This window comes from Lyngbya sp. CCY1209 (assembly GCF_035615495.1).
GTDB lineage: Bacteria > Cyanobacteriota > Cyanobacteriia > Cyanobacteriales > Microcoleaceae > Limnospira.
This window is the reverse complement of the sequence record NZ_JAJENU010000631.1, coordinates 1-23,763: the sequence shown is the minus strand read 5'-3', so window position 1 is coordinate 23,763 and position 23,763 is coordinate 1. Positions and strand designations below refer to the sequence as shown.

General features: G+C 54.3%; 15 protein-coding genes and 1 pseudogene. 7 read left to right on the top strand and 9 right to left on the bottom strand.

The features are described 5' to 3' along the window. The first annotated feature begins 198 nt into the window (after nucleotides 1-198). Both LKE08_RS24125 and pgm read left to right on the top strand, forming a co-directional pair. Nucleotides 199-537 (top strand): hypothetical protein, encoded by a 339-nt coding sequence (locus LKE08_RS24125; RefSeq protein ID WP_324706824.1) that lies wholly within the window; start codon nucleotides 199-201, stop codon nucleotides 535-537. A 143-nt stretch (nucleotides 538-680) separates the two neighbouring features. After that, complete coding sequence (gene pgm, locus LKE08_RS24120) at nucleotides 681-2,336, top strand: phosphoglucomutase (alpha-D-glucose-1,6-bisphosphate-dependent) (protein WP_324706823.1); 1,656 nt, start codon at nucleotides 681-683, stop codon at nucleotides 2,334-2,336. Nucleotides 2,337-2,679: 343 nt separating this feature from the next. On the opposite strand, the gene LKE08_RS24115 is transcribed toward pgm, so the two are convergent. Further along, the gene (locus tag LKE08_RS24115; protein ID WP_324706822.1) at nucleotides 2,680-3,078 is read right to left on the bottom strand and encodes a phospholipid-binding protein; all 399 of its coding nucleotides are present in this window, start codon (nucleotides 3,076-3,078) and stop codon (nucleotides 2,680-2,682) included. 229 nt (nucleotides 3,079-3,307) lie between these two features. On the opposite strand from LKE08_RS24115, the pseudogene LKE08_RS24110 reads away from it, so the two are divergent. Beyond that, nucleotides 3,308-4,236, top strand: a pseudogene (locus LKE08_RS24110) (phytoene desaturase family protein). Nucleotides 4,237-4,308: 72 nt separating this feature from the next. On the opposite strand, the gene LKE08_RS24105 reads toward LKE08_RS24110, so the two are convergent. The 3 genes from LKE08_RS24105 to LKE08_RS24095 form a co-directional block, all read right to left on the bottom strand. Further along, nucleotides 4,309-6,999 carry a chloride channel protein gene (locus LKE08_RS24105; protein ID WP_324706821.1) on the bottom strand — a complete coding sequence of 897 codons (2,691 nt, stop codon included), beginning with the start codon at nucleotides 6,997-6,999 and terminating at the stop codon, nucleotides 4,309-4,311. A 200-nt stretch (nucleotides 7,000-7,199) separates the two neighbouring features. Then, nucleotides 7,200-7,580, bottom strand: a complete 381-nt coding sequence (locus LKE08_RS24100; protein ID WP_375341463.1) for a response regulator — start codon at nucleotides 7,578-7,580, stop codon at nucleotides 7,200-7,202. A 31-nt stretch (nucleotides 7,581-7,611) separates the two neighbouring features. Beyond that, nucleotides 7,612-9,951, bottom strand: coding sequence for a response regulator (locus LKE08_RS24095; protein WP_324706819.1), 2,340 nt, complete (start codon nucleotides 9,949-9,951; stop codon nucleotides 7,612-7,614). A 661-nt stretch (nucleotides 9,952-10,612) separates the two neighbouring features. Here LKE08_RS24095 and LKE08_RS24090 point away from each other — a divergent pair. The 4 genes from LKE08_RS24090 (at nucleotide 10,613) to LKE08_RS24075 (ending at nucleotide 17,075) form a co-directional block, all read left to right on the top strand. Continuing rightward, nucleotides 10,613-11,002, top strand: coding sequence for a hypothetical protein (locus LKE08_RS24090; protein ID WP_324706818.1), 390 nt, complete (start codon nucleotides 10,613-10,615; stop codon nucleotides 11,000-11,002). Beyond that, entirely contained in the window at nucleotides 10,999-12,051 is a 1,053-nt protein-coding gene (locus LKE08_RS24085) for a folate-binding protein (RefSeq protein WP_324706817.1), read from the top strand. The genes LKE08_RS24090 and LKE08_RS24085 overlap by 4 nt, the downstream gene beginning before the upstream one ends. 73 nt (nucleotides 12,052-12,124) lie before the next feature. After that, complete coding sequence (locus LKE08_RS24080; RefSeq protein WP_324706816.1) at nucleotides 12,125-15,319, top strand: ATP-binding protein; 3,195 nt, start codon at nucleotides 12,125-12,127, stop codon at nucleotides 15,317-15,319. Continuing rightward, nucleotides 15,288-17,075, top strand: coding sequence for a diguanylate cyclase domain-containing protein (locus LKE08_RS24075; RefSeq protein WP_324706815.1), 1,788 nt, complete (start codon nucleotides 15,288-15,290; stop codon nucleotides 17,073-17,075). Before LKE08_RS24080 ends, LKE08_RS24075 begins: the two co-directional genes overlap by 32 nt. On the opposite strand, the gene LKE08_RS24070 is transcribed toward LKE08_RS24075, so the two are convergent. From LKE08_RS24070 to LKE08_RS24050, 5 genes are all read right to left on the bottom strand, one after another. Continuing rightward, on the bottom strand, nucleotides 17,070-18,368 hold the full coding sequence (locus tag LKE08_RS24070; protein ID WP_324706814.1) for a phosphatidylserine/phosphatidylglycerophosphate/cardiolipin synthase family protein: 1,299 nt from the start codon (nucleotides 18,366-18,368) through the stop codon (nucleotides 17,070-17,072). The two genes, LKE08_RS24075 and LKE08_RS24070, sit on opposite strands and share 6 nt — an antisense overlap. Next, a complete protein-coding gene (locus tag LKE08_RS24065; protein WP_324706813.1) occupies nucleotides 18,365-20,344 on the bottom strand; it encodes an aconitate hydratase in 1,980 nt (659 codons plus the stop codon). Before LKE08_RS24065 ends, LKE08_RS24070 begins: the two co-directional genes overlap by 4 nt. Before the next feature lie 299 nt (nucleotides 20,345-20,643). Beyond that, nucleotides 20,644-21,855 carry a DNA (cytosine-5-)-methyltransferase gene (locus LKE08_RS24060; protein ID WP_324706812.1) on the bottom strand — a complete coding sequence of 404 codons (1,212 nt, stop codon included), beginning with the start codon at nucleotides 21,853-21,855 and terminating at the stop codon, nucleotides 20,644-20,646. A gap of 4 nt (nucleotides 21,856-21,859) precedes the next feature. Next, nucleotides 21,860-22,351, bottom strand: a complete 492-nt coding sequence (locus LKE08_RS24055; RefSeq protein ID WP_324706811.1) for an Eco29kI family restriction endonuclease — start codon at nucleotides 22,349-22,351, stop codon at nucleotides 21,860-21,862. A gap of 253 nt (nucleotides 22,352-22,604) precedes the next feature. Further along, nucleotides 22,605-23,456, bottom strand: a complete 852-nt coding sequence (locus LKE08_RS24050; protein WP_324706825.1) for a M48 family metallopeptidase — start codon at nucleotides 23,454-23,456, stop codon at nucleotides 22,605-22,607. Between the last annotated feature and the right edge of the window lie 307 nt (nucleotides 23,457-23,763).

The window sequence follows — 23,763 nt, the reverse complement described above, 5'->3', positions numbered from 1 at the left end:
GACTCAAGTCGCCGTTCGTTTTTCCTCCCTGCTCTAAAGAGACAGAGCTTCCAAACGTATCGGAGATTTTACGTGACAAATTCGGCGATCGCATTTCCAAGAAGACATTAAACCATCAAATGCGATCGCGGGCAACGAAACTGGAACGTTCAGTCCGGGCGGCGGTGGCGGACCCGGATGCGATCGTTCATTCCATTGATGGCGCGCCCTTGTCGTCAAAATTCCGCGACTTTTCCCCGATATCGAAACTGGAACGTTCAGTCCGGGCGGCGGTGGGGGGGCCCGGATGCGATCGTTCATTCCATTAATGGCGCGGCCTTGTCACCGAGAAGCGATCGCGGGCAACGAAACTGGAACGTTCAGTCCGGGTGTCGGTGGGGGGCCCGGATGCGATCGTTCATTCCATTGATGGCGCGGCCTTGTCACCGAGAAGCGATCGCGGGCAGCGAAACTGGAACGTTCAGTCCGGGTGTCGGTGGGGGGGCCCGGATGCGATCGTTCATTCCATTGATGGCGCGGCCTTGTCACCAAATTTAACGCGATCTTAAATTCTCCCATCGTCGGAACACAGATCCGCCGCCATCTCCCCAAACGCGACCATTTCCGCCGACAGAGGGGCGATCGCGGGGACGGGATTGCCACTATACTTTGAACTGAAAAGCGATTTATGAAAGATAATAATGGCAGCCAAAAACGTGAGTCCCCTGGCCGGGAAAGTGGCCCCCGCCGAGATTTTGGAAGATATTGATCGCCTCCTGGACCAATACTATTGGGTCCACCCCGATCCCAACAATCCCCAACAGCAGGTGAGTTTCGGAACTTCCGGACACCGGGGATCTTCGGCGAACGGCACTTTCAACGAAGATCACATCCTAGCCGTCACCCAGGCGACGGTGGAATACCGGAAAAATCATGGCATCACCGGCCCCCTGTACATGGGGATGGACAGCCACGCCCTCTCGGAACCGGCCCAGAAAACCGCTTTGGAGGTACTCGCGGCTAACGGCGTGGAAACCTGCATCGCCCGGGGAGAAGGGGGGGCCCGCTTCACCCCCACCCCGGCTGTCTCCCACGCCATCCTCACCTACAACCGAAACCGGACGGAAGGTTTGGCGGACGGCATTGTGATCACGCCGTCCCACAACCCCCCCGGCGACGGTGGCTTCAAGTACAACCCCCCCTCCGGCGGTCCGGCTGGCCCAGAAATCACCAAGTGGATTCAGCAGCGGGCGAACGAACTCCTGGCCGAGGGCAATCAGGGCGTGAGTCGCAGCCCGTACCAACAGGCCCTCTACGCCAGCACGACCCATATTTTTGACTTTATCACCCCCTACGTCGCCGACCTGGAAAATATCGTCGATATGGGGGCGATCCGAGACTCAGGAATCCGCATCGGCGTCGATCCGTTGGGAGGTTCCAACATCGCCTACTGGGGACCGATCGCGGAACGTTACGGCTTGAATTTGACGGTGGTGAACGACACCATCGACCCCACCTTCGGATTTATGACTGTGGACCGGGACGGCAAAATTCGCATGGATTGTTCTTCCCCCTACGCGATGGCGAATTTGGTCAAACTCAAAGACGACTACGACATCGCCTTCGGCAACGACACGGACTCGGACCGCCACGGTATCGTCACCCCCAGCATGGGACTGATGAACCCGAATCATTTTTTATCGGTGGCGATTTGGTATTTATTTACGAATCGCGATGGGTGGACTCAAGAGAGTGCGATCGGCAAAACCCTGGTCAGCAGCAGCCTAATTGATCGCGTCGCCAAGGATATCGATCGCAAATTGTGCGAGGTTCCAGTGGGTTTCAAATGGTTCGTTGACGGGTTGTTAGACGGTTGCTTCGGGTTCGGCGGCGAGGAAAGTGCGGGGGCGTCTTTCCTGCGGACGGACGGGACGGTTTGGACGACGGATAAGGACGGGATCATCATGGATTTGTTGGCGGCGGAAATTACTGCCAAAACGGGCAAAGATCCCGGAATTCATTATAAGGAACTGACGGAACGTCTGGGACGGGCTTACTATTCCCGCATCGATTCTCCCGCCACGCCGGAACAAAAAGCCCGGTTGAGTAAGCTGTCGCCGGAGGACGTGAAGGCTTCAACTTTGGCGGGGGATGCGATCGTCGCCAAGATGACGAAGGCGCCGGGAAATGATGCAGCGATCGGCGGTTTGAAGGTAACGACGGAAGAGGGTTGGTTCGCGGCCCGCCCGTCGGGGACGGAGGATGTTTACAAGATCTACGCCGAGAGTTTCAAGGGTGAAGATCACCTGAATCAAATCCTTCAGGAAGCCCAAAATATCGTCAGCGATACGTTTTAGAATCGATGGGGTTTGATCCCCCTAAATCCCCCTTAAAAAGGGGGACTTTGAGAGGAAAGGGGCAAACCGCCCCTTTTTTGTTTTAATGGTGGGTGTCGGATAAAATTCGGCACTGCTTGGGAATCAATTCCCAAGCTATAGCAGACCGTTTTGAATTTTAACCACAGAGACACAGAGAACACAGAGGGAGGATATGTCCTAACCTAAATGAATAGCAGAAATCCTCTCAAGAGGATTGCCAACCTTTTCTACAGCAATTTTCCAGTCGGTGAGGTACGCCGGCTAATTCAAAGTCCCCGTTGAAGTCAAAGCGAAGCATCTTTTTACAGTCAAAAACCTAAATTTACAACAACTGATTTTTCGGGGTAGATATCACGGACATTTCTTGAATGTCCACATCTTCAGTTCCGTAAACGCCCCGGGCGGTGGTGACGAGACTTTCCAGTGTTTCTTCGTTTCTGACTTTTCCTTTCAAGACGACGGTATTTCCGGTTTGTGCCACCCAAACGGATTGCAGATCGGACAATTCCGGATGTTCGTCGAAAGCCAAAGCCACCCGCTTCGCCAAACCGCTTTGGTCGTATTTGCCATCAATTCCCATCCGTTCGGGGGGAACCAATCCCTGGGATTCTTGTACGGCAGGTTGGTCGGAACCCTGGGCATTTTTGACGGCTTGCTTATTTTCGGCTTGTTTGGCTTTTTCTTCTTCCTCGCGTCCGAATAATCGACTCAGCCAACTCATAATCATTCCTCCTGATCGCAAATTTGCAATTTTAATTAGGATAAATAAAAGTTTCTTGCAATTTCATCCATCTGAGGTTATAATTTTATTTGCAATCACTTTTCCTGCGATCGTCGTTGTTGCGCTTCAGCGCCCTTCCGCCGACCTGCCAGCCCAAATCGAAAAGAAAAAAATTTATTAATTGTTGATTGTTAATTGTTAATTGTTCGTCACCGTGAGCAGTTCCACCATGTTAGAAACGGATGTCGTCGTCATTGGCAGCGGGATCGGCGGATTGAGCTGTGTGGCGCTGCTGGCGCGGTACGGCTTCGATGTCGCCGTCTGCGAGAGCCATTCCATCCCCGGCGGTGCGGCCCACGGGTTTGATCGCGGCCGCTACCGGTTCGACTCCGGACCTTCGCTGTACTCTGGCATGAGTTACAGTCCCTCCCCCAACCCCCTGCGGCAGGTATTGGATGCGATCGCGGAATCTCCCGAGTGGGCCACCTACGACACCTGGGGATGCCACCTCCCGGAAGGGCAGTTCGATACGACAACTGCGGGGGGAAACCGCCGTGTCGGAGTGGCGGGAATTGCAGCGGGTGATGGAACCCCTCAAGGATGCGGCGATCGCCCTTGCGCCGCTGGCCCGGCGGCTGGACTGGGGGGTGGCGCTCACCGCCGGACGGCATTTTTTGCCGCTCCTGGGACACATCGGCGACATTCCCAAATTGACGGGCCCGGCCGGGAAAACACGCGATCCACGTCTACACCCCCGGCAACGAACCCTACGATCTGTGGGCGGGACTCGATCGCAATTCCCCCGCCTATCAAAAACGGAAGGAAGAACGGGCCGCCCCGATGTGGGAGGCGTTGGAACGGATTATTCCCGATATCCGTGATCGCGCCGAGGTGACGCTGGTGGGGACGCCCCTCACCCACGAGAGATTTTTGCGTCGTCACCGGGGTTCCTACGGCCGGGCGATCGCGGCTGGGGAGGCCCTGTTTCCGGGAGCGACGACCCCCTTGACGGGGCTGCTGTGCTGCGGAGATTCAACGTTTCCGGGGATCGGTTTGCCGGCTGTTGCGGCCAGTGGCGCGATCGCGGCCAACACCCTCGCCCCCGTGGAAAAGCATTTAGAATTGTTGGGATGCGTGCAGGTCATCGGTAATCGGTAATCAGGAATCAGGAATCGGGAACTGAAACGGCTTTTCTATAAGGCTTTTAAGAATGATCGATCCTCGGATCGACTAATTCGCCATAGCCGGACGGATCAAAATCACGGTGCAGTTGCAGCCGCGGGCGATCGTCTCCGGGAGGTTGCCGTGGATTGCGCGTTGGAGCATTCCTTCCCGGCTGGCGCCGACAACGACGACATCGCACCGTTCTTTGTGGACGACATCCAAGACGGCGTCAGCGACGGAATGGGCGCAGACGGAACTCATCGTCACGGAGCCGTTGAGGCGGTGGCCCCAATTCTCCACTTCCAACTGTAACCGGCGCAATTCCGAGTCAGAAATATTCTTTTTCACCACCTTCAATAACCGCACGTCCGGCTGCAAACTCAAATTCACCAAACCGGGCAAAATCCGCATCGCCGCGGCGTGTCGCACTCCCGTCCGCAGGGGCACCAGCCACCGTCGCCAGATCGGAAATTGCAGCGATCGTCGCCCGGAGGGATGGTTAAAAATGCGGTGTACGTCCCGCCCCCACTTCACCAAAACCACTTCCCCGGGTGCCTGGCGGATAATCGCATCGACCACCGATCCAAAGATGCGGTCGGCGGTGGATTTTTCCCCCTGCCACCCCATCAAAGTCAGGTCGATGTGTCGCTCCTTCACGGTCTCCAAAATCGCCTGGGTGACGTCGTGGGCGACCCTGACCTGGGTGTGGAGGGGCACTTGCCAGCGGCGGGCGATGCGTTCGGCTTCCCGCAGTAGTTGGCGGCTTTTAGTGATCCGGACGGAGGTTTCGGCGGGCAGTTGATGCCGGGGAATAGTAATAATCGTCAGGCATTCCAACTCATAATTCCGTTCCCGGGCGATGGAGGCGGCGACGTGGAGTAGGGCGGCGGCGGTTTTGGGGTTGTACAGGGACACCAGAATCCGGCCGTTGCCCACGCAGGGGCCCTGGGTCTGATAGACGACGTAGGAGGGGACTGGGTGGGGTCCGACTTGGGTGGTTTCCCCGCTCAGGTATCCCAGTTCGCCGCGGATGATGTCGCTGCGGGTGATGATGCCCACCAGGTGTCGCCCCTCCACGACGGGAAGGCGGCTCAACTTCTGGCGTCCGAGGAGGTAGAGCACTTCGCTGAGGGGGGCGTCCGGCTGGATGGTGACGGGTTGGGGGGTCATCAACTTGTAGAGGGGGGTGTCTTCCGGGAGTTCGTGTTTGTGAATTCTCGCCATGTCGGTTTGGGTGATGATGCCGACCAATTTGCCTTGATCGACGACGGGGAAGCCGCGGTGGTGCGATCGCGAAAAGGCCTGCATCACCTGTCCGACGCCGAGTCGGTAGTCGAGGGTTTCCACCTGTCGCTGCATGACATCCTCGGCCCGCAGGGTATTCAAAGAAACGTGGTCGCCGGGGTCGGGGCGGTCGAGTTCGATGCCGTTCAACTCCAGGAGGCGATCGTAGAGGGACTGTTTGTCGAGCTTTTCGGCCATCAGGTAGGCGGTGATCGAACAGACCATCAGGGGGAGCACCAAATTGAAATCGGCGGTCATCTCAAACACGATGACCACGGCCGTCACCGGTGTCCGGGACACGGCGCAGAAGAACGCGCCCATCCCCGCGAAGGCGTAGGTGGTGTGGGGTTGCAGGTCGATGGTGGAGGCTTGCCAGAGGCCGATGGTGTCCCCCAAGGCGGCGCCCAAAATCAGGGACGGGGCAAATAACCCCCCGGGCGCCCCGGAACCTGCGGCGATGCTGGTGAGGGAAAACTGCACGACGAAGGCCAGGGCGGTGGTCGTCCAGAGAATGTTACCGCTGAGGATAAACTCCCGCAACCCGGCATTGTCCCGAAAGGTGGCGGGGAGGATGGAGACGACCCCGCCGCAGATCAACCCGGCTTGGGCCATCCGCAGGGGCAGGCCCAGCTTCAGGGTGTGGCGGTTGAGCTTTTGGAGGGCGACGATCGCCCGGCTGAAGAGGACGCCGAAGGCTCCCGACAGGATGCCGAGGAGGATGTAAAAGGGGATTTCCGGCAGTTCGATGAGCCATTCCTGGTAGAGGGTTTCGACGGGGGTGGAGGTGGCGGGGGGGATGCCCATTTCTTGATTTCCCAACAGCCTAGACACCACCGCCCCGGTAAAGGAGGCGATGATAGCCGGTCCGAGGGTGAGGCCGGAGACGTCGTGGAGGAGGTCTTCGACCACGAACAACACCCCGGCGATGGGGGCGTTGAATCCGGCTGCGAGCCCGGCGGCGGCTCCGCAGGCGATCAGTTGGCGGCGGTAGTTGGGGGAGGTGGGGACCCAGCGGCTCACCCAGGCGGCGAGGGACGCCCCGATCTGCACGGTCGGTCCCTGTCGCCCCAGGGTGAATCCGGAGGCCATCGTCACCATCGTGCCGACGAGTTTGACGAGGGCGACGCGCAGGTCGAGGGAAATTTTCGTCCCCCCCAGGGCAGCTTTGACTTGTGGGATACCGCTGCCGGCTGCTTCCGGGGCGACCCGCTCCACCAGGAACCCGGCCAGGAAGCCGCCGCAGACGCCGAGCAGGGGCAGGAACGGCCAGGCGGAGTATTGGGCGGAGCCGTGTACGCGCCAGGAGCCCAAGAATCCGGCTCCCGCCCGCAGGCAGAAGGCGGCGATCCCGGAAATCAACCCGATCAAACAGGCTTCAAAAATTGCCAGACGCTTGGGGCCGCCGATAAATTGCTGGGCGATGGCGCGGAATTGAAACTGTAGCTGTTCGCGGGTGGGAAGTCGCCGGCTCATAGGGGGAAGTTGAAGGGACGGGTAACGCGATCGCCCCGACGGTGGGATCTGGGGGGAGTTCGGGTCAAAAAATACCACCGCCGGTCAGTCGCATTTTCTGTTCAGACTGCTGGCAAATTCCGGATACGCGAGTATTATAGGTGGTTTTAACTTCCCCTGGCAGGGGGTCGAACATTGGGATCTCAAATCTGTGCGATCGCCTAATCTTCCCACCCCAGGGCGCGACTGATTTGGTGGGAAATATCGAGGGGATCGAAGGGTTTGCCGACCACCGCCACGGCCCCCAGACCCAAGCACCAGTCCCGTTCGGCGGGGGAATGCTTGGCGGTAAGGAAGACCACCGGGATGGAAGCGGTGGTCGAATTGGCTTTCAGGCGTTTGATGGTGGCGGCTCCGTCCATGTCGGGCATCATCACGTCCAGGAGGATAGCATCGGGTTGCGATCGTTGAGCCAAGTCGAGTCCCTCGGCGCTGGAGGATGCCACCATCACCTCCCATCCCGCTTCAAGTTCCAAACAGCGCCGGGTGACGATCAAAATATCCTCTTCATCGTCGATCATCAAAATTCTTTTAGTCATCAATTGTCCCTGGTCAATTGTCCCTGGTCAACTATCAATTATCAATTTCTCCCCCACCGAAATTACAACTGCGGACTTGATTGCGTCCGGCTTCTTTAGCCGAGTAGAGTGCGGCATCTGCGGAGCGGTAGAGGGACTGCAAATCCGGGCCGTCGTCGGGATACTGGGCCACCCCGGCGCTGAATGTCACCGAAATAACCCTCCGATCTTCGGAAACCAGAGCTTCCAGACGCCACCGTTCCAAAACCGTTTCCAGGCGTCGGAGGCCGTCCGCCTTGCCGGTGCCGTACATCGCCACGGCAAATTCTTCACCGCCCCAGCGTCCAACGACATCCTCCTTGCGGAAGACACTTTGCAGCAGTTCCCCGAAGCGGTGCAGGACCCAATCCCCCGTGGCGTGGCCGTAGCGGTCGTTGATCTCTTTGAAATGGTCGAGATCCAAAATAGCGAAACACAGGGGTTGTTTTTGGCGGCCGGCCATGCGGAGGAGGCGGTTGATGTCCTGGCTGGATTTCTGGCGGTTCGCGACCCCGGTGAGGGTATCAACTTCCGCGAGGTTGCGCCACAGGCGGCTGCGGTGCAGGCGGTTGAACAGGCGTGCGATCAGTTCCGGGCCAACCACAGGTTTGCCGATGAAGTCGTCGGCGCCGGCGCCGAAGACCCGGGAGATAGTTTCGGGGTCGGTGTGGCTGGTCAAAATCAGGATGGGCAGGTAACGCCAACGGGGTTCGTTGCGAATCACCTGGCAGAGTTCGATGCCGTTGTAGTGGGGCATTTCCACGTCCAGGATGAGCAGGTCGGGGGTGGAGAGTTCCAGGGCTTCCCAAAACTTGCGGGGGGTGCCGAGGGTTTCCACCTGGAGGCCGAAGGGGGACAGGAGGGTGGTGAGCAGTGCCAAAATTTGCGGGTCGTCGTCGATCGCCATGATCCGGCCCCGGGTAATATTATTTTGCAGGACTTCCGTGGCCAGATCCAAAATCTGCTCGGTGGGCATCGGTTTTTGCAAGAAGGCGCGGCTGCCCAGACGGCAGACGGTGAGGCGATCGATGAAATTAGCCCGCACGGAGAGGACGACGACGGGAATTTCCGGGCGGTGGTAGGCGAGGTCTTCCAAGAGCATGAACCCATCTTCTTCGGGGCTGGGAAAATTGAGGTCTAACAGGATCAAACTGGGTGTGGATTCCACCAGCATGGCTCGGGCGACGCCAACGCTCGGTGCCGTCCGGGCTTCCATGCCGCGGATTTTGGCTTCCCGGGCAATTTGTTCGCTCAACAGGGTGTCGTCATCAACGATCAACAGGCTGGGGCAGTCCTTGAGGTGGGGGGAGGGGACTTGGGACTCGGAAATCGATTCTCGGGGGTGTCTTTGGAGGACTTCGTAGAGTTCATCCGTCCACTTTTGAAGCTGGTGGTGTTGGTAGGGGTTCAGGGGTTGGTCGCCGGAGAGCAAATATTCGATTTTCCGGGCCAGTTGGGAGCCGCGGGCGAATCCGAAGGTTCCCAAGGAACCGGCGAGTTTGTGGGCTTCTTGGTAGGCTTGCCGGCGATTGGGTTCGAGTTTGACATCTGGATGGTTCAGGCTTGCCAGATCTTGAATAACCTGAACGCGGGCGATGGTTTTTTCTCGAATGTTTTCCCAAATTTGGCTGACGGCTTCGAGTACGGACTGGTCGGACTGAGATTTGGGGGCAGGGGGCGGGGCGGAATTTTTGAGACGATATCCCAGACCGTAGACATTTTCGATGGTATCAAAGGCGGCCCCGGCGGCTTTCAATTTCATCCGCAGACTTTTGACGTGGGCTCGGACGGTGTTTTCCGAGGGCGGTTCTTCTCCGGACCACAGGTGTCCGATGATGGTGTCGTAGCTGAAAACCCGGCAGGGGCTGCGGAGCAACAGTTCCAAAAGGCCGTATTCTTTGGGGGTGAGGGGGAGGGCCGAGCCGTCGTAGGAAATTTCGCAGTGGGCCGGGTCCAGCCGCAGGTTGCCCCAACTGAGGACGGGGGGCGTGGAGATCACCCCCCGGCGCAACAGGGCGCGGACCCGGGCGATCAATTCCGGGAGCACGATGGGTTTGACCAGGTAATCGTCGGCTCCGGCGTCGAGTCCGAGGACTTTATCCTGGCAGGTGTCCCGGGCGGTGAGCAGGAGGACGGGCATCTGGTAGCCGCGCGATCGCAGTTTCCGGCACAGGGTGATGCCATCGAGTTTGGGGAGCATCACGTCGAGCAGGATCAAATTGTAGTCGAAGGTTTGAACGTAGTTCCACCCTTCTTCTCCGTCCGCGGCGATGTCCACCACATAATTCTGGGATTTGAGAAGTTTGACCAGTTCTTCTGCGAGTTGTTCGTCATCGTCAATGAGAAGGATTTTCATGGGTCAATGCCATCCGATTCTTGATGGGGGTATCGGCCAGAAAGCGTTTTCAAAAGTGTCGTCTTCGACCGGTTGGTTTTCAATTCCGATCCGACTCGTGCGATCGCCGTTTTCAATGGGTTGATGGTGGGGCGAAAATTCCGTCCCACCTGAGATTTTAACTAATTTTTAGTTTCAAAAAATGGGTATTTGGAGGGAAGACGGAGTGACCCTGGAGGGGGGGCTGAGATTTCCCGTCCCCACGGAGGATGACCTTTCAAATTTGCGGTTTTTGATCGCCGGCAAGAAACCGCGTCGAGACCGAAAAATCGCGCCATTTTGCCAGCCGTGGAGAATCGGGACCCCAATGACAGCCGCCCCAACTCTATCCAAACAATTATATCTCACCCGTGTCGAGTTTTTTTTCGGGTCAGGTCTTCTCAACATCTCCAACTGTCAACTCGGGTCACGAAGACCGTATCGGCTGGGACGGTTTCAATTCAAATCCCGGTCGGGAGGTGACGGCGGAGCGATCGCTTTCCCAGGTAAAAATCGGGGGATCTCGCCCCCGCCGCCCCTGTAAAGAAATGTAAAATCACCGCCCATTTTGACTCCCCGAGCAATCGCGGTAAGATCGGCTCAACATTGGCAACCCCACCTCGACTGGGAAAAATCGGAATCCATGAAACCGAAAATCAAAGATCAACTCGCGTGGCAACAAGCAGAATTACTCATGCAACCCGCCCTGATCCGAATCCTGGACACCATCCGCCAACACCTAGAAACCTCCGGTTGGAAGGGCAGTTACGAAACCGTCCAAACGCCCTATCCGGGCTACCTGCTGAAGCTGGAACGGGACGGCCGGGAAGTCAGCGTGGATATTTGGGATCTGTGCTATCAAATCTGTTTCCGGGACTACTCCCCCACCCACGCCGATGCAGAAACCCGGGAAGTTGACATCGACACCAGCCTGATCGACGATGCGGGGGAGGTGGACTGGAATCGACTTGATCGCAAAACCCGAGATATCATCGAGGATCTGTTCGCCAATTTAACCCCGACGGAATCATGATTCAAACCCTACACGACATCCAAACATCGACGGGCGCCGTATTCGACGACTCCGGCGCGGTTCCCCTCAGTTTCAATAATGACGCCGAAGCGATCGCGGCCACTCAAACGGGGGCGGCCCTGTGCGATCGCTCCCACTGGGGGCTGCTGAAACTCTCGGGCGAAGATCGCCTCACCTTCCTCCACAACCAGAGCACCAACCAAATCAGCGCCCGGGAGCCCGGACAGGGGTGCGACACCGTTTTCGTCACCTCCACCGCCCGCACCATCGACCTCGCTACAGCCTACATGACCGAGGACGCGGTGTTGCTGCTGGTGTCCCCCAACCGTCGCGAGTATTTGCTCGAATGGCTTGATCGCTACATTTTTCCGATGGATCGAGTGAAATTGCAAGATCTCGGCGACGAATTCGCCCCCTTCAGCGTGATCGGACCCCAGAGCACCCAAATGTTGGAGAAGCTAGGGGTGGCGGTTCGGGCAAATTTGCCCCCCGGCCACCACTGGGTAACGGAGTTGGGGGGTGCGGCGGTGCGGATCGCGGCGGGTAGTGGTTTGGCGACGGCGGGATATACCCTCATCGTCCCCGCAGAGGCGGCTGCACCCCTGTGGAATTCCTTAACCGAGGCCGGGGCCATTCCGATGGGCGATCGCGTTTGGGAGCGGCTCCGCATCGAACAGGGGCGTCCGGTTCCCGATCGCGAACTGACGGAAGATTACAACCCCCTAGAAGCCGGACTGTGGGAAACGATTTCTTTTGAAAAAGGCTGTTATATCGGCCAGGAAACCATCGCCCGCCTCAACACTTATAAAGGTGTCAAACAGCGGCTTTGGGGGATTCGCCTGCGGGAGGCTGCCGAGCCCGGAACGGCGATCGTCCTGGAGGGCAAAAAGGTAGGCAAACTGACGAGCGTCATCGAAACGGAGGCCGGTCCATTCGGGTTAGCCTACGTCCGCACCAAAGCCGGGGGGCCGGGGTTGACGGTGGAAGTGGGAACCACAGCGGGAGAAATCGTCGAGGTTCCGTTTTTGAGCCACCCTCAAGAGTCGTGAATGGGACATAATAGAAATCAGCCGGTCGCAGATCGGGGGTCCGTCTCCGTCCCGTGAGTTAATTGTTTGACCGATGAAACTTTTTTCCCGTCTGCCGGCTCGAATTGTCGCCGGATTTCCCCTGCGAGTCGTTTTGATCGTCCCATTTTTACTGCAAATTTTCGGGACGGTCGGACTCGTGGGGTATCTGTCCTACCGAAACGGACAGCAGGCGGTAGAAGATTTAGCGGCCCAGTTGATGGACGAGGTGAGCGATCGCGTCGAACTGTATTTGGAAACCTATTTGGCGACGCCCGAACTGATCAATCGCATCAATGCGGATGCCGTCCGCAACGGCCAACTGGATTTACAAAATTTACCCCAGTTGGAACGGCATTTTATCGCTCAAATTCAACAGTTTGAATCGGTCAGCACGATCCTGTTTGGAGGTCCCGACGGCCGGTTCAGAACCATCCACCGGACTCCTTTTTGGGACGATCGATTAGAGCTGGGCAAATCCGATCCGGTGAATCCGGATAGATTTGATGTTTATGCGATCGAAAATCAGGGTCGTTCAATTCGTCTATTTGACACATTAAATCCGTTTCCGGTGCGCGATCGTCCCTGGTATCAGTCAGCGGTCGAGAATCGATGGCGGGGATGGAGCGAACTCTTTCAAATTGGTCAAGAGCCGTCCCTTGCCGTGAATGCCTACCATCCCATTTACGACTCGGAAACCTCCGAATTAATCGGCGTCTTTTCAGTCAATTTGAGTTTGATCGACATCAGCAATTTTCTCGGCTCCATGACCCTCGGTCCGTCCGGCGAAGTTTTCATTATCGAAACCGACGGCGATCTGATCGCGAGTTCGGCCGACGAAACGCCGTTCGAGGTCGAAGAAACCCAAACCCTGCAAAAGCGTTATCGTCAGTTGCGGCCCCATGAGAGCGAAAATGATCCGATATCGGTCGCCGGCAGATATCTGAAATCCGGCGATGTAGACCTGTCTAAAATTGACCGAAAAGAAAAGGTAAACTTTGTCGAAAATGGCAAAAAATATTTTATTAAAATCGTCCCTTTTGATGCCAAGATTAAAGATTGGTTTGTGATCGTCGTCGTCCCCGAATCCGACTTCATGACGAGGATTGATGCCAATACGCGGATGACGGTTATTTTATGTCTGGTGGCTTTGGGGGTGGCGACGGTTTTGGGAATTGTTACCGTCCGTTGGATCGTTCAGCCGATATTAAAAATCAATAATGCTGCCAAAGAAATCGCGATCGGAAATTGGGGGCAACATATCCGAATCGAGCGAAAGGATGAATTGGGAGAATTGGCTGATTCCTTCAATCAAATGGCTGTCCAATTGCAAACATCTTTCGCCCGACTCAAAGAGAGCGAAAATCGCCTGACTCAATATTTAGAAGCCCTGCCGGTGGCGGTTTCCGTCCACGATGCCACGGGACGGCTGTATTATGCCAATCAAACCAGCAAAAAAATATTGGGAATTCAATCGCCTTTAGATGCCGGAACGCCAGAACTCAGTCGGGCTTATCAAGTGTATCGTTCCGGAACTGAAAAAACTTATCCGGCGGAGGATTTACCGGTTGTCAGAGCTTTAAAAGGAGAACTGTTTTACGCCGACGATCTTGAGATTAACGCGGGCGATAAAGTCGTACCCATCGAAGTGTGGGCGACCCCAATTTACGACGATTTCCGTCAGGTCGTGTACGCGATCGCGGCATTTCAAGACATCACCCAGCGAAAACAAGCTGAACGGGTTTTAGCAGACTATAATCGCACGTTGGAAGCCACAGTAAACCGGCGGACTCAAGAACTGGCGGAAGCGAAAGAAAAAGCCGAAGTTGCCAACCAAGCCAAAAGTTTGTTTATCGCCAATATGAGCCACGAACTCCGCACGCCGCTGAATGCGATCATCGGCTTTTCTCAAATTATGAATCGTTCCGATCGCCTGTCGCCGGAGGAACGGGAAAATATCGAGATCATCAACCGCAGCGGGGAATATTTGCTGACCCTAATCAATCATATTTTGGATCTGTCGAAAATTGAGGCGGGAAAAATGAGCTTAAATCCCCAAAATTTCGACCTGTACCGGCTGTTGGACGAGATCGAAGAATTATTTAAACTGCGATCGCGCGATCGGGGATTGCAGCTCAATTTTGACCGGGCGGAGGACGTTCCCCGATACGTTCAAACCGACGAGCTGAAATTGCGGGAAGTTTTGATCAATTTGCTGGCCAATGCCGTCAAATTTACCCGCCGGGGTGGCGTGTCGGTGAGAGTGAGGAACCGGCCGACGGAACCGGAACCCCCGACGCGGACTTTGTGGTTTAAAGTCGAAGATACGGGGGTCGGCATTGCCCCGGAAGAAATCGACCAACTGTTTGAATCGTTCAGCCAAACTGAAAGTGGAAAAAAAGTCCAAGAGGGGACGGGTTTGGGGTTGTCGATCAGTCGAAAATTCGTGCAACTGATGGGGGGCGAAATTCGGGTAAAAAGTCGGGTGGGATTCGGGACGGTTTTTGACTTTAATATTGAGGTGAAGTTGGTTCGAGAAACGGATATTGAAACTCCCGCCCCGGCCCGCAGGATTACGGGCCTCGCCCCCAATCAACCGAATTACAAAATTTTGATCGTCGATGACAATTCCCTCAACCGGCAACTGCTGGTCAAATTGCTGAATCCGCTGGGATTTGAGTTAAAAGAGGCGGCGGACGGAAAAGAGGCGATCGCCATTTGGGAGGACTGGCAACCCCATTTAATTTGGATGGATATGAGGATGCCCGTGATGGACGGTCACGAAGCGACCCGACGGATTAAAATGAACTCGAAGGGGCGAGAAGCGAAAATTATTGCCATTACTGCCAGCGTGTTAGAAGAGGATAAAAATCAGATCGTCGCGGCCGGATGCGATGATTTCGTCCGCAAACCGTTTCGAGAAGCGGTAATTTTTGAAATTTTAGAAAAATATTTGAAAGTTTGCTATGTTTATGAACAAACCGATGGTTCGGCAGGCAGAAAAGCTGATTTTTCCTTGGATGTCGCTCGCCTGGAGGTCATGCCGACAGATTGGTTGGTGCAGTTTCGCCAAGCCGCGATCGATTTGGATGATGATTGGGCTTTGGAACTGATCGCTAAAATTCCCGAAAATCACGCTTCTCTAGCCACCGCATTGACAGATTGTGTCAATCAATTTCGTTTCGATATAATTATCGATTTAATTGGAAAAATCGACTATGAGTCTACCTTTGAAACCCGCCCAACCTGACCACATCTTAATTGTTGACGATCAGCCCGAAAATCTCAAAGTCTTGACTCAGATGCTATCCCAGGAAGGGTACAAGCTGAGAAAGGCGATCGGCGGTGAAATCGCCCTGAAATCGGCATTTTCCAAGCCCCCAAATTTGATTCTTCTCGACATCCGGATGCCCGGAATCGACGGTTATGAAGTGTGTCAGAAATTAAAAGAAAATCCCCAAACCTCGGAAATTCCGATCATTTTTATCAGCGCCCTCGATGACCCTTTAAATAAAGTCAGAGCCCTAGAAATTGGCGGAAATGATTATATCACAAAACCCTTCCAGATTCAAGAGGTGATCGCCCGAGTTCGGCTCCAGTTGCGGCTGCAAAATCAAAAAAAACAGTTGGCAGAAAAAAATCGGCAACTTCAGCAAGAAATTGCCATTCGAGAGGAAGTAGAAAGCCACTTAAGGATACTGGATCAGGCGATTTCTGCCTGTCGGAACGGTGTCATCATTGCCGATGCCACTCAATCCGAAAATCCGATCATTTACGTCAATCCCGCCTTTGAACGAATTACCGGCTACTCCCGATCGGAAGTGGTGGGGAAAAATGGCCGTTTTCTACAGGGTACGGATCGCGATCAACCGGGGTTGGGGGTCGTCCGAAAAGCGCTGAAAAATCATGATAATTGTTGGGTGGAACTGCGGAACTACAAAAAAGACGGAACTCTATTTTGGAATGACGTGTCCATTTCTTCGGTGCGGAACTCTGAGGGGATTGTCACCCACTATATCGGCATCCAAACGGACATCACCGATCGCAAAAATATGGAGGAGGCTTTGAAGGCATCCGAGGCAAAATTTGCATCCGCCTTTCGGTCGAGTCCCGACCCGATCGCGATTTCGACCCTAGAAGACGGGCGCTATTTGGACATCAACGAAAGTTTTTGCAGTTTGATGCAGTATTCCCGGGAAGAGGCGATCGGAAAAACGAGTGCAGATCTCAACATTTGGGCTGACCCAGAAAATCGTTTACTCTACAACCAAGGACTTATAATGTCGGGCTACATTCGCGACAAAGAATTGCAATTTCGCACCAAAAACGGCGAAATCAAAACGATGCTAGTTTCGGCGGAATTGATAGAATTTTGGGGTCAAACTTGCGTTTTGACGGTCGGAAAAGATATCACCGAGCGCCAAAAAATTCAGGCTGCTTTGGAAGAAGCAAACCGACAGTTGCAGCATTTGGTAAACGTTGACGGTTTGACGCAGGTGGGGAATCGCCGCAGCTTCGACGAAAGGCTATATCAAGAATGGTGTCGGGCGAGCCGGGAACGACAACCCCTTTCTTTAATTCTGTGCGATGTCGATGACTTTAAAGCGTACAATGATTGTTACGGTCATCAGCGGGGAGATAACTGTTTAATTCAAGTCGCCAAAGCGATACGAGAGGCTCTCAAACGCCCCGCCGATTTCGTCGCCCGCTACGGGGGCGAAGAGTTCGTGGTGGTCTTGCCCAATACGGATATTGACGGGGGGGTGGAAGTGGCGGAACGGATTCGCACCCGCATCCGACACCTGCAAATTCCCCACGAAAAATCTCGGGTGAGTCAGTTTGTCACCCTCAGTATGGGGCTCGCCAGCCAGGTTCCGAATTGTTGTGCGACTGCGGTGGAAACGTTCGTCAATGCGGCCGATCGCGCCCTCTACCGAGCCAAACAAAACGGACGCGATCGCATCGAGATCGGAACCGTCAATTTTTCGGGCGATATGGCGCTATAACTGCCAGTAAAATAGCAAGGAAAATCGGCCGATCGCCCGCTCCTTTAAAGGTCGCTTCTTCCAGTCTTTCCAATTCGCCAAATAACTCTTCTCAAACGCCCCCAAAAATAGAGATTCCATGGGTTCCGCGAGATAGCGATCGCGCAACGTTAAATTCAACTCCTCATTTTGGAAAAAACTGCGAGGATCGAAATTCGCACTCCCCATACTCACCCAATCCTCATCGATCAATAATACCTTCGCGTGCATCATGCTGGGTTGGTATTCGTAAATCTCAATTCCCCCTTTTAATAAACAAGGATAAAGCTCCCGTGATGTATAATGAACGTAGGGTTTATCACAGCGTTTTCCCATCGTCAAAATCCGGATTTCCACCCCCCGCTTTCTCGCTTCCAACAGCAATTCTCGCGAGTTCGGATCGGGCAGAAAATAGGGACTGGCGATCCAAATTCGCCGCCTCGCCCCCGCGATCAAAGATTGAAATAAAGCGCGAATTCCGGAGTCCCGATAGCTGGGATCTTCCCCAGCGGTGACAATAATCGGTTCTTCGTCGCTTTCGTGGGGGCAAAGGTGATGTTCGGTAAAATCGGCGGTTCCCCCGGCATCCAGCCAATGTTGCAGGAAAATCCCCTGCAAGCGCGTCACCACCGGCCCCTGATATCGAACCTCATAATCCAACCAAGGAACTTGGGAATTATTCTTGTCTTTCCCATCCCAATCGTCTGCAAATCCCGCCCCGCCGACGAGGGCAACATTACCATCAATTAACAACAATTTGCGGTGATTTCGCTTCAAATGATAGAGGATATCTTTCCAACTAAATTCATTAAAAAAACGCACTTCAACGCCCGCATCTTCCAAATTTTTCCAATAGGATTTTGGCAGGGACTGGGTTCCGAAATCATCGATCAAGACTTGCACTTTTACCCCTTCCCTGGATTTTTTGACAATCGCTTCGGCGAATTGATCGGCGCGATCGCCGGGTAAGATAATAAAGGTTTCAAACTGGATCGACTCTTTCGCTTTTGCGATCGCGTCAAATCGGGCGGCGTAAATCCGTTCCGCCTCCACCCAAAATCCGGTCACTTTGCCGCAGCTAATAAAAGAGTCCGACAGGCAGGCGACGGTAAACCCGAAACTTTCGGCATCGGGGGCGGGCACATTTTTGAGGTGGTACTGGCGGCGTTCCCGGAAAACGCCCCGCAGGTAGAGGGTGAGAAAGATCAGCAGGACGAAAAAGAGGACGATTCCCCCCACCGATCCAAGCCATTCGGCAATCAATTCAATCATCATCCGACGGTTTGTAATTCAGATAATCGTTGTGTTCGATAATATCCGATTAAACCGCCGGCTAACATCACTTCAACTTGGCGATCGCTGAGGCTGTAGTTGACGCGGTAGGTGAGGTCCCGGGTGCGGTTTTTGAGAGCGATCGTGTCTCCCTCTTCGATCGCACGCCGCAAGTCCAGCAATTCCAACTCGTCCCCCGCCTTGATGGAGTCGTAATCCTCCGGGTCGATAAATTCCAGGGGTAAGATGCCGAAATTGGCGAGATTTTGCCAGCCGATGCGGGCGTAGGATTTGGCGATGACGGCGATCTGTCCCAAATAGCGGGGGGCGATCGCGGCGTGTTCCCGACTCGACCCCTGGGCGTAATTTTCCCCCGCAACGATGACGTGTCCGCCGTATTTTTCCTGGGTTTCTTTGGCGCGATCGGAGAAACTTTCGTCCACCATATAATAGACAAAATCGCTGATGCCGGGAATGTTGCTGCGGAACGGCAACACCCTCGCCCCGGCGGGGAGAATTTCGTCGGTGGAAATGTTGTCGCCCACCTTCAACAACACCGGAACTTCGGCGCGATCGGGCAGGGCGGGAAACTCGGGAAACGACTTGATATTCGGCCCCTTTACGAGTTCGATATCTCGATTGTCCGCCGGGGGTTCCACCAACATATCCGTGTTGATAATCAATTTTTCCGGCGCTTTAAACCGGGGATATTTCATGTCATAAATATTTTCCAAATCCCGAGGATCGGTAATTTTTCCCGTCAGTGCCGCCGCCGCCGCCGTCTCCGGACTGCACAAATAAACTTGGTCGTCCGCCGTGCCCGAACGTCCGGGGAAATTGCGCGGCATCGTCCGCAGGGAGATTTGGTCGGACGCGGGGGCCTGTCCCATGCCGATGCACCCCAGACACCCCGCCTGGTGGAACCTCGCGCCGCTGTGGATCAGGTTGAGGAAGGCGTCGTCCATCGCCGCCAAATTTTCCACCAATTGGCGGGAGGTGGGATTGACATCGAAAGAAACGCGATCGCTGGCGACCTTATTTTTGACGATTTCGCTGACGATCCAAAAGTCTCGCAACCCCGGATTTGCCGAAGATCCGACGACAACCTGATTCACATCTCGCCCTTCCACCTCGCGAACCGGAACCACATTTCCGGGACTCGAAGGACAGGCGATCAGCGGCAGCAATTCCGACAGATTAATTTCTTCATCAATGTCGTAGGTTGCATCCCCGTCGGCGACCAATTCCATCCAGTCATCTTCCCGATCTTGGGAATATAAAAAGCGGCGGGTTTCGTCGTCGGAGGGGAAGACGGTACTCGTCGCCCCCAATTCCGTCCCCATGTTGGCGATGACGTGGCGATCCATCGCGCTGAGGGATGCCAAACCGGGGCCGTAATATTCGACAATTTTACCCCGTCCCCCATCGACATCGTGGCGGCGCAACATTTCCAAAATCACGTCTTTCGCACTCACCCAGTCCGGCAAACGTCCGGTCAATTTGACCCCCCAAACTTGGGGCATTTTGATGTACATGGGTTCTCCGGCGATCGCCATCGCCACGTCCAAACCCCCCGCACCGAACGCCAACATTCCCAACCCTCCGGCGGCGGGGGTGTGGCTGTCGGAACCGATCAAGGTTTTGCCGGGGATGCCGAACCGTTCCATGTGGACGGCGTGGGAAATGCCGTTTCCGGCGCGGCTGTACCAGATCCCGAATCGCTGGCAAGCCGATCGCAAAAATAAGTGATCGTCGGCATTTTTATAGTCGGTTTGCAATAGATTGTGATCGACGTATTGGGCCGATAGTTCGGTTTTGACCCGATCCAAACCCATCGCCTCCAATTCCAACATCACCATCGTCCCGGTGGCGTCTTGGGTGAGGGATTGGTCGATGGTGAGCCCGATCTCTTCCCCCGGTTCCATTTTGCCGGAAACCAGATGAGATTGAATTAGTTTCTGTGTAACGTTTAAACCCATAGATAGATTGATATTTCGTCCCGAATTGAGTTGAACGATACCACGGTTTTGGGGGTGCGATCGTCTATCTGAGGGGGGAAATATCCCCCTAAATCCCCCTTTGTCAGGGGGACTTTAAGAAAAATTCTCCCCCCTTATTAAGGGGGGATGGGGGGGATCTGCAACTTTCATCGGGGGGAAATATCCCCCTAAATCCCCCTTTGTCAGGGGGACTTTGAGAAAAATTCTCCCCCCTTATTAAGGGGGGATGGGGGGGATCTCCACCTGTTACGGGGCCGTAAAATTACCTTAAATACCTCTTAATCATGGGGGATTTTAAAACAATGATTCCCTCTTGCACATTTGACAGCAGTCCGGCCGTTTCCCCAGATCGCCCTGACTAAAGAATCGGCGATCGCATATCCCAACTCCACCGGGACGGCATTGCCGATCTGTCGCATCGATTCCGTCCAAGAACCCCAAATTTTGTACCGATCTGGAAAGGTTTGAATTCGTTTGGCTTCCAAGGTTGTGTAATACCGTACCCGGCCGTCCGGATAACGGATCATATTTTCTCCCCCCGGAACCCCATGATCTCCCGCTTTTAAGGCTTTTGAGGGTAAATCGATATAGCTTCCCGTATGTCCGGGATAGGGTTTTGCACCCCTTCTGAGGACGTGATCTTCGGCGAAATTGCCGCAGTCGTCCGGTTCGGGAAGGTCGCCGATGCGATCGCGCACGGTTTGCCAGGGTTGGAAAGGTGGGGCAAATAGAGGCGGTTGTCGCCCCATTTTTTCAATTCTTTTTTGCAGTCTCAGATCCCAATTTTCAATGTTTATATTTTTGAGGCCGTGGCGATCGCAATAATTCCGACTCACGAATTGCGACCAAAGCAACGCATCTAAAGAATGGGTCGGTTTTGGAAAATCCCATTCGACCTCTAGATCGTCCCTGATTCCGACGATAAAAACCCGTTCTCGAATTTGAGGAACGCCGTAATCCGTCGCATTCAATAATGAAAATTTGACGTTATATCTGATCCCAGCATATGTGTCGGAAGCGTCAATTTTTTTGAGTCTCTTCCGATGTTCTCCCCAATCTTCAGAATCTTTGATTTTCACTTCTGGATACGTCAGCCTCAAAATGATATATTCAAAATAGCTTTGAAATGATTTTCTCAAAATACCTTTGACATTTTCAAAGATAAAAGCCTCGGGCGTACAAGTGGCGATCGCTTGGCAAACCGATGGAAACATATCCCGTTTATCTAGATTACCTTTGTGCTTTCCTCCCATTGAAAAGGGTTGACAGGGGGGGCCGCCTGCCATCAAGTCTACCGAACCAAATTCAGTCAAATCGAATGAGCGAATATCTAGATTGTAAACCCGTTTTTTATCGTAATTCTGGGATAGTGTTTGACAGGCATTCTGATTCCACTCTACAAATGCTTTATGCCGGACTCCAGAGCGACTAATCCCCATCGCCAGCCCTCCCGCACCCGCAAATAATTCTAAGCAAGAAATTTCGGACATATTCTTAATCTATATTTTGCAAAAATTGTTCGATTTTATTGTAGAGATAGTTTTGATCTGCATGGGAGCCTTGACATTTTTCTGCCCAAGGTCGCCCCGGATGACAAACATCCCAGTCGGACTTCCCTTGTTGATATCGACCTTTTCCAGGATCGTGATTTCCGAAACCATCAATCAAAGTATTCCAAATGGGTTGATATTGGCGGATGAGTGCAGCTTCAACCGTCCCGATCAAATCACTTTCTTTGCCTTCGAGAATTATCAATCGACAGTGATAGTCCGATAGGTCGAGACCTTCTCCCACACTGATGCTACGACCATGCTCCCGAATCCGATTGTAAAGTTCATAACTGGTAGATTGATCGGATGATGATTTTCTGGCTTGCCTCCACCCTTTTGGAACAGCTTTTCCGACGTAAATAGGGGTGCGAAGAACCAAACCTTGCATATATCCCGGATTGTGACCGGCAATAAATGGCATAAACACCGGTGCCATTGAAACGGTTTTCAATGGGAAGTTTGTAGACCTGAGTTTGATTGAAAAAATCTATTGTATCTTGTATAGTTTTGTCGAATTCGGCGGATTTATAAGCATGATTTGATCGGTCAAATTCAGTCATTTTATTGATATTATTATCTGACTGGCATTTATTATAAGTCATTTTTTACCCAAAAAACAAGGGGGCTTGAAGCCCCTTGTCTTGACTGCACTCAAGTGAAGACTACGAACGGTTTTTTCGACACTTAAATCAAGATAACAATTGGCTGACAATCTGTTGGTAGGCGCGATCGTTCATCCCGGCGCCGCTGTCGGCCGATCGCGGGTCGATATATTGAATCATGGTTTCGATGCGATCGCGGGTGGCGGGGTGGGTGCTCAAAAAGGTGGGGGGGGAACCGCTGCTGAGGAGTTTAGCCATGAAATCGACGGCGGCCCGCTGGGCGTATCCGGCCCGCCCCAAATTGACGATCCCCAACCGGTCTGCCTCGTATTCGGCACTGCGGCTGTTGGGCCGTCGGAGGGCGAGTTCGACCCCGATCGCGACGGCCATGTTGCTGTCGAGTCCGGCGGCGGAGGCGACACCCTGGGCGATCGCCATTTCCCGCATTTGTTCGATGGCGTGGCGTCCGACGATATGTCCGATCTCGTGGGCGATGACGCTGGCGAGTTGAGCCTCGTTATCCGCCGCGGCGATCAAACCGGTGTGCACGTAGACGAACCCCCCCATCGTCGCGAAGGCGTTGATGCGGGAGTCATCCACCACCTGAAAAGTGTAGGGAATATCGGGGCGATCGCTGGCCCGGACGAGTCGCTGGCCGATTTGGTTGACATACTCCGTCAAGGCCGGGTTGGGGTGGAGGCGAAACTCTTTCCCCACCATTTGATCGTTAATTTGTTGACCGATCGCCACCTCTTGGCGGTCAGAAATGGTGGATAATTGAATAACTTGAATACCCCGAAAGATCAACTCTTCAATGGAAATCGCCCGGGTCGCCGGCAGGGAGCCCAACCCAATCCCGCAGGCGATACTCAGGGACACCAAAGAATACAGCAGCCGACGGGAGTGCCGTCTCAGTATTGGAAAAAGAAATTTAAACATCATCTATAAATTGAATAAAAAGGGGACAGACTCGAACATTGCGGGGGTTTCAAGGGCCGGAAGTTTCGGGCGGCAGGGCTTCGCGAGTCGCACCGCAGACGGGACGCCCATCGAGGTTTTTTCTTTGAGGGTGAGATACCCGAGGCCGAAAAGGGTTCTTGCATCGTTCGGGAAACCGTCCGGCGAACCGGAAGGCCGAACCGATCGCGGGCCGTCTCCCCTGGCGACCGCCATTAGGGGTCGAGAGAGAAGTCACCTTCTCCCCCTCCCATTCTCCAAGCGTGCATGAGACTTTCGCCTCACACGG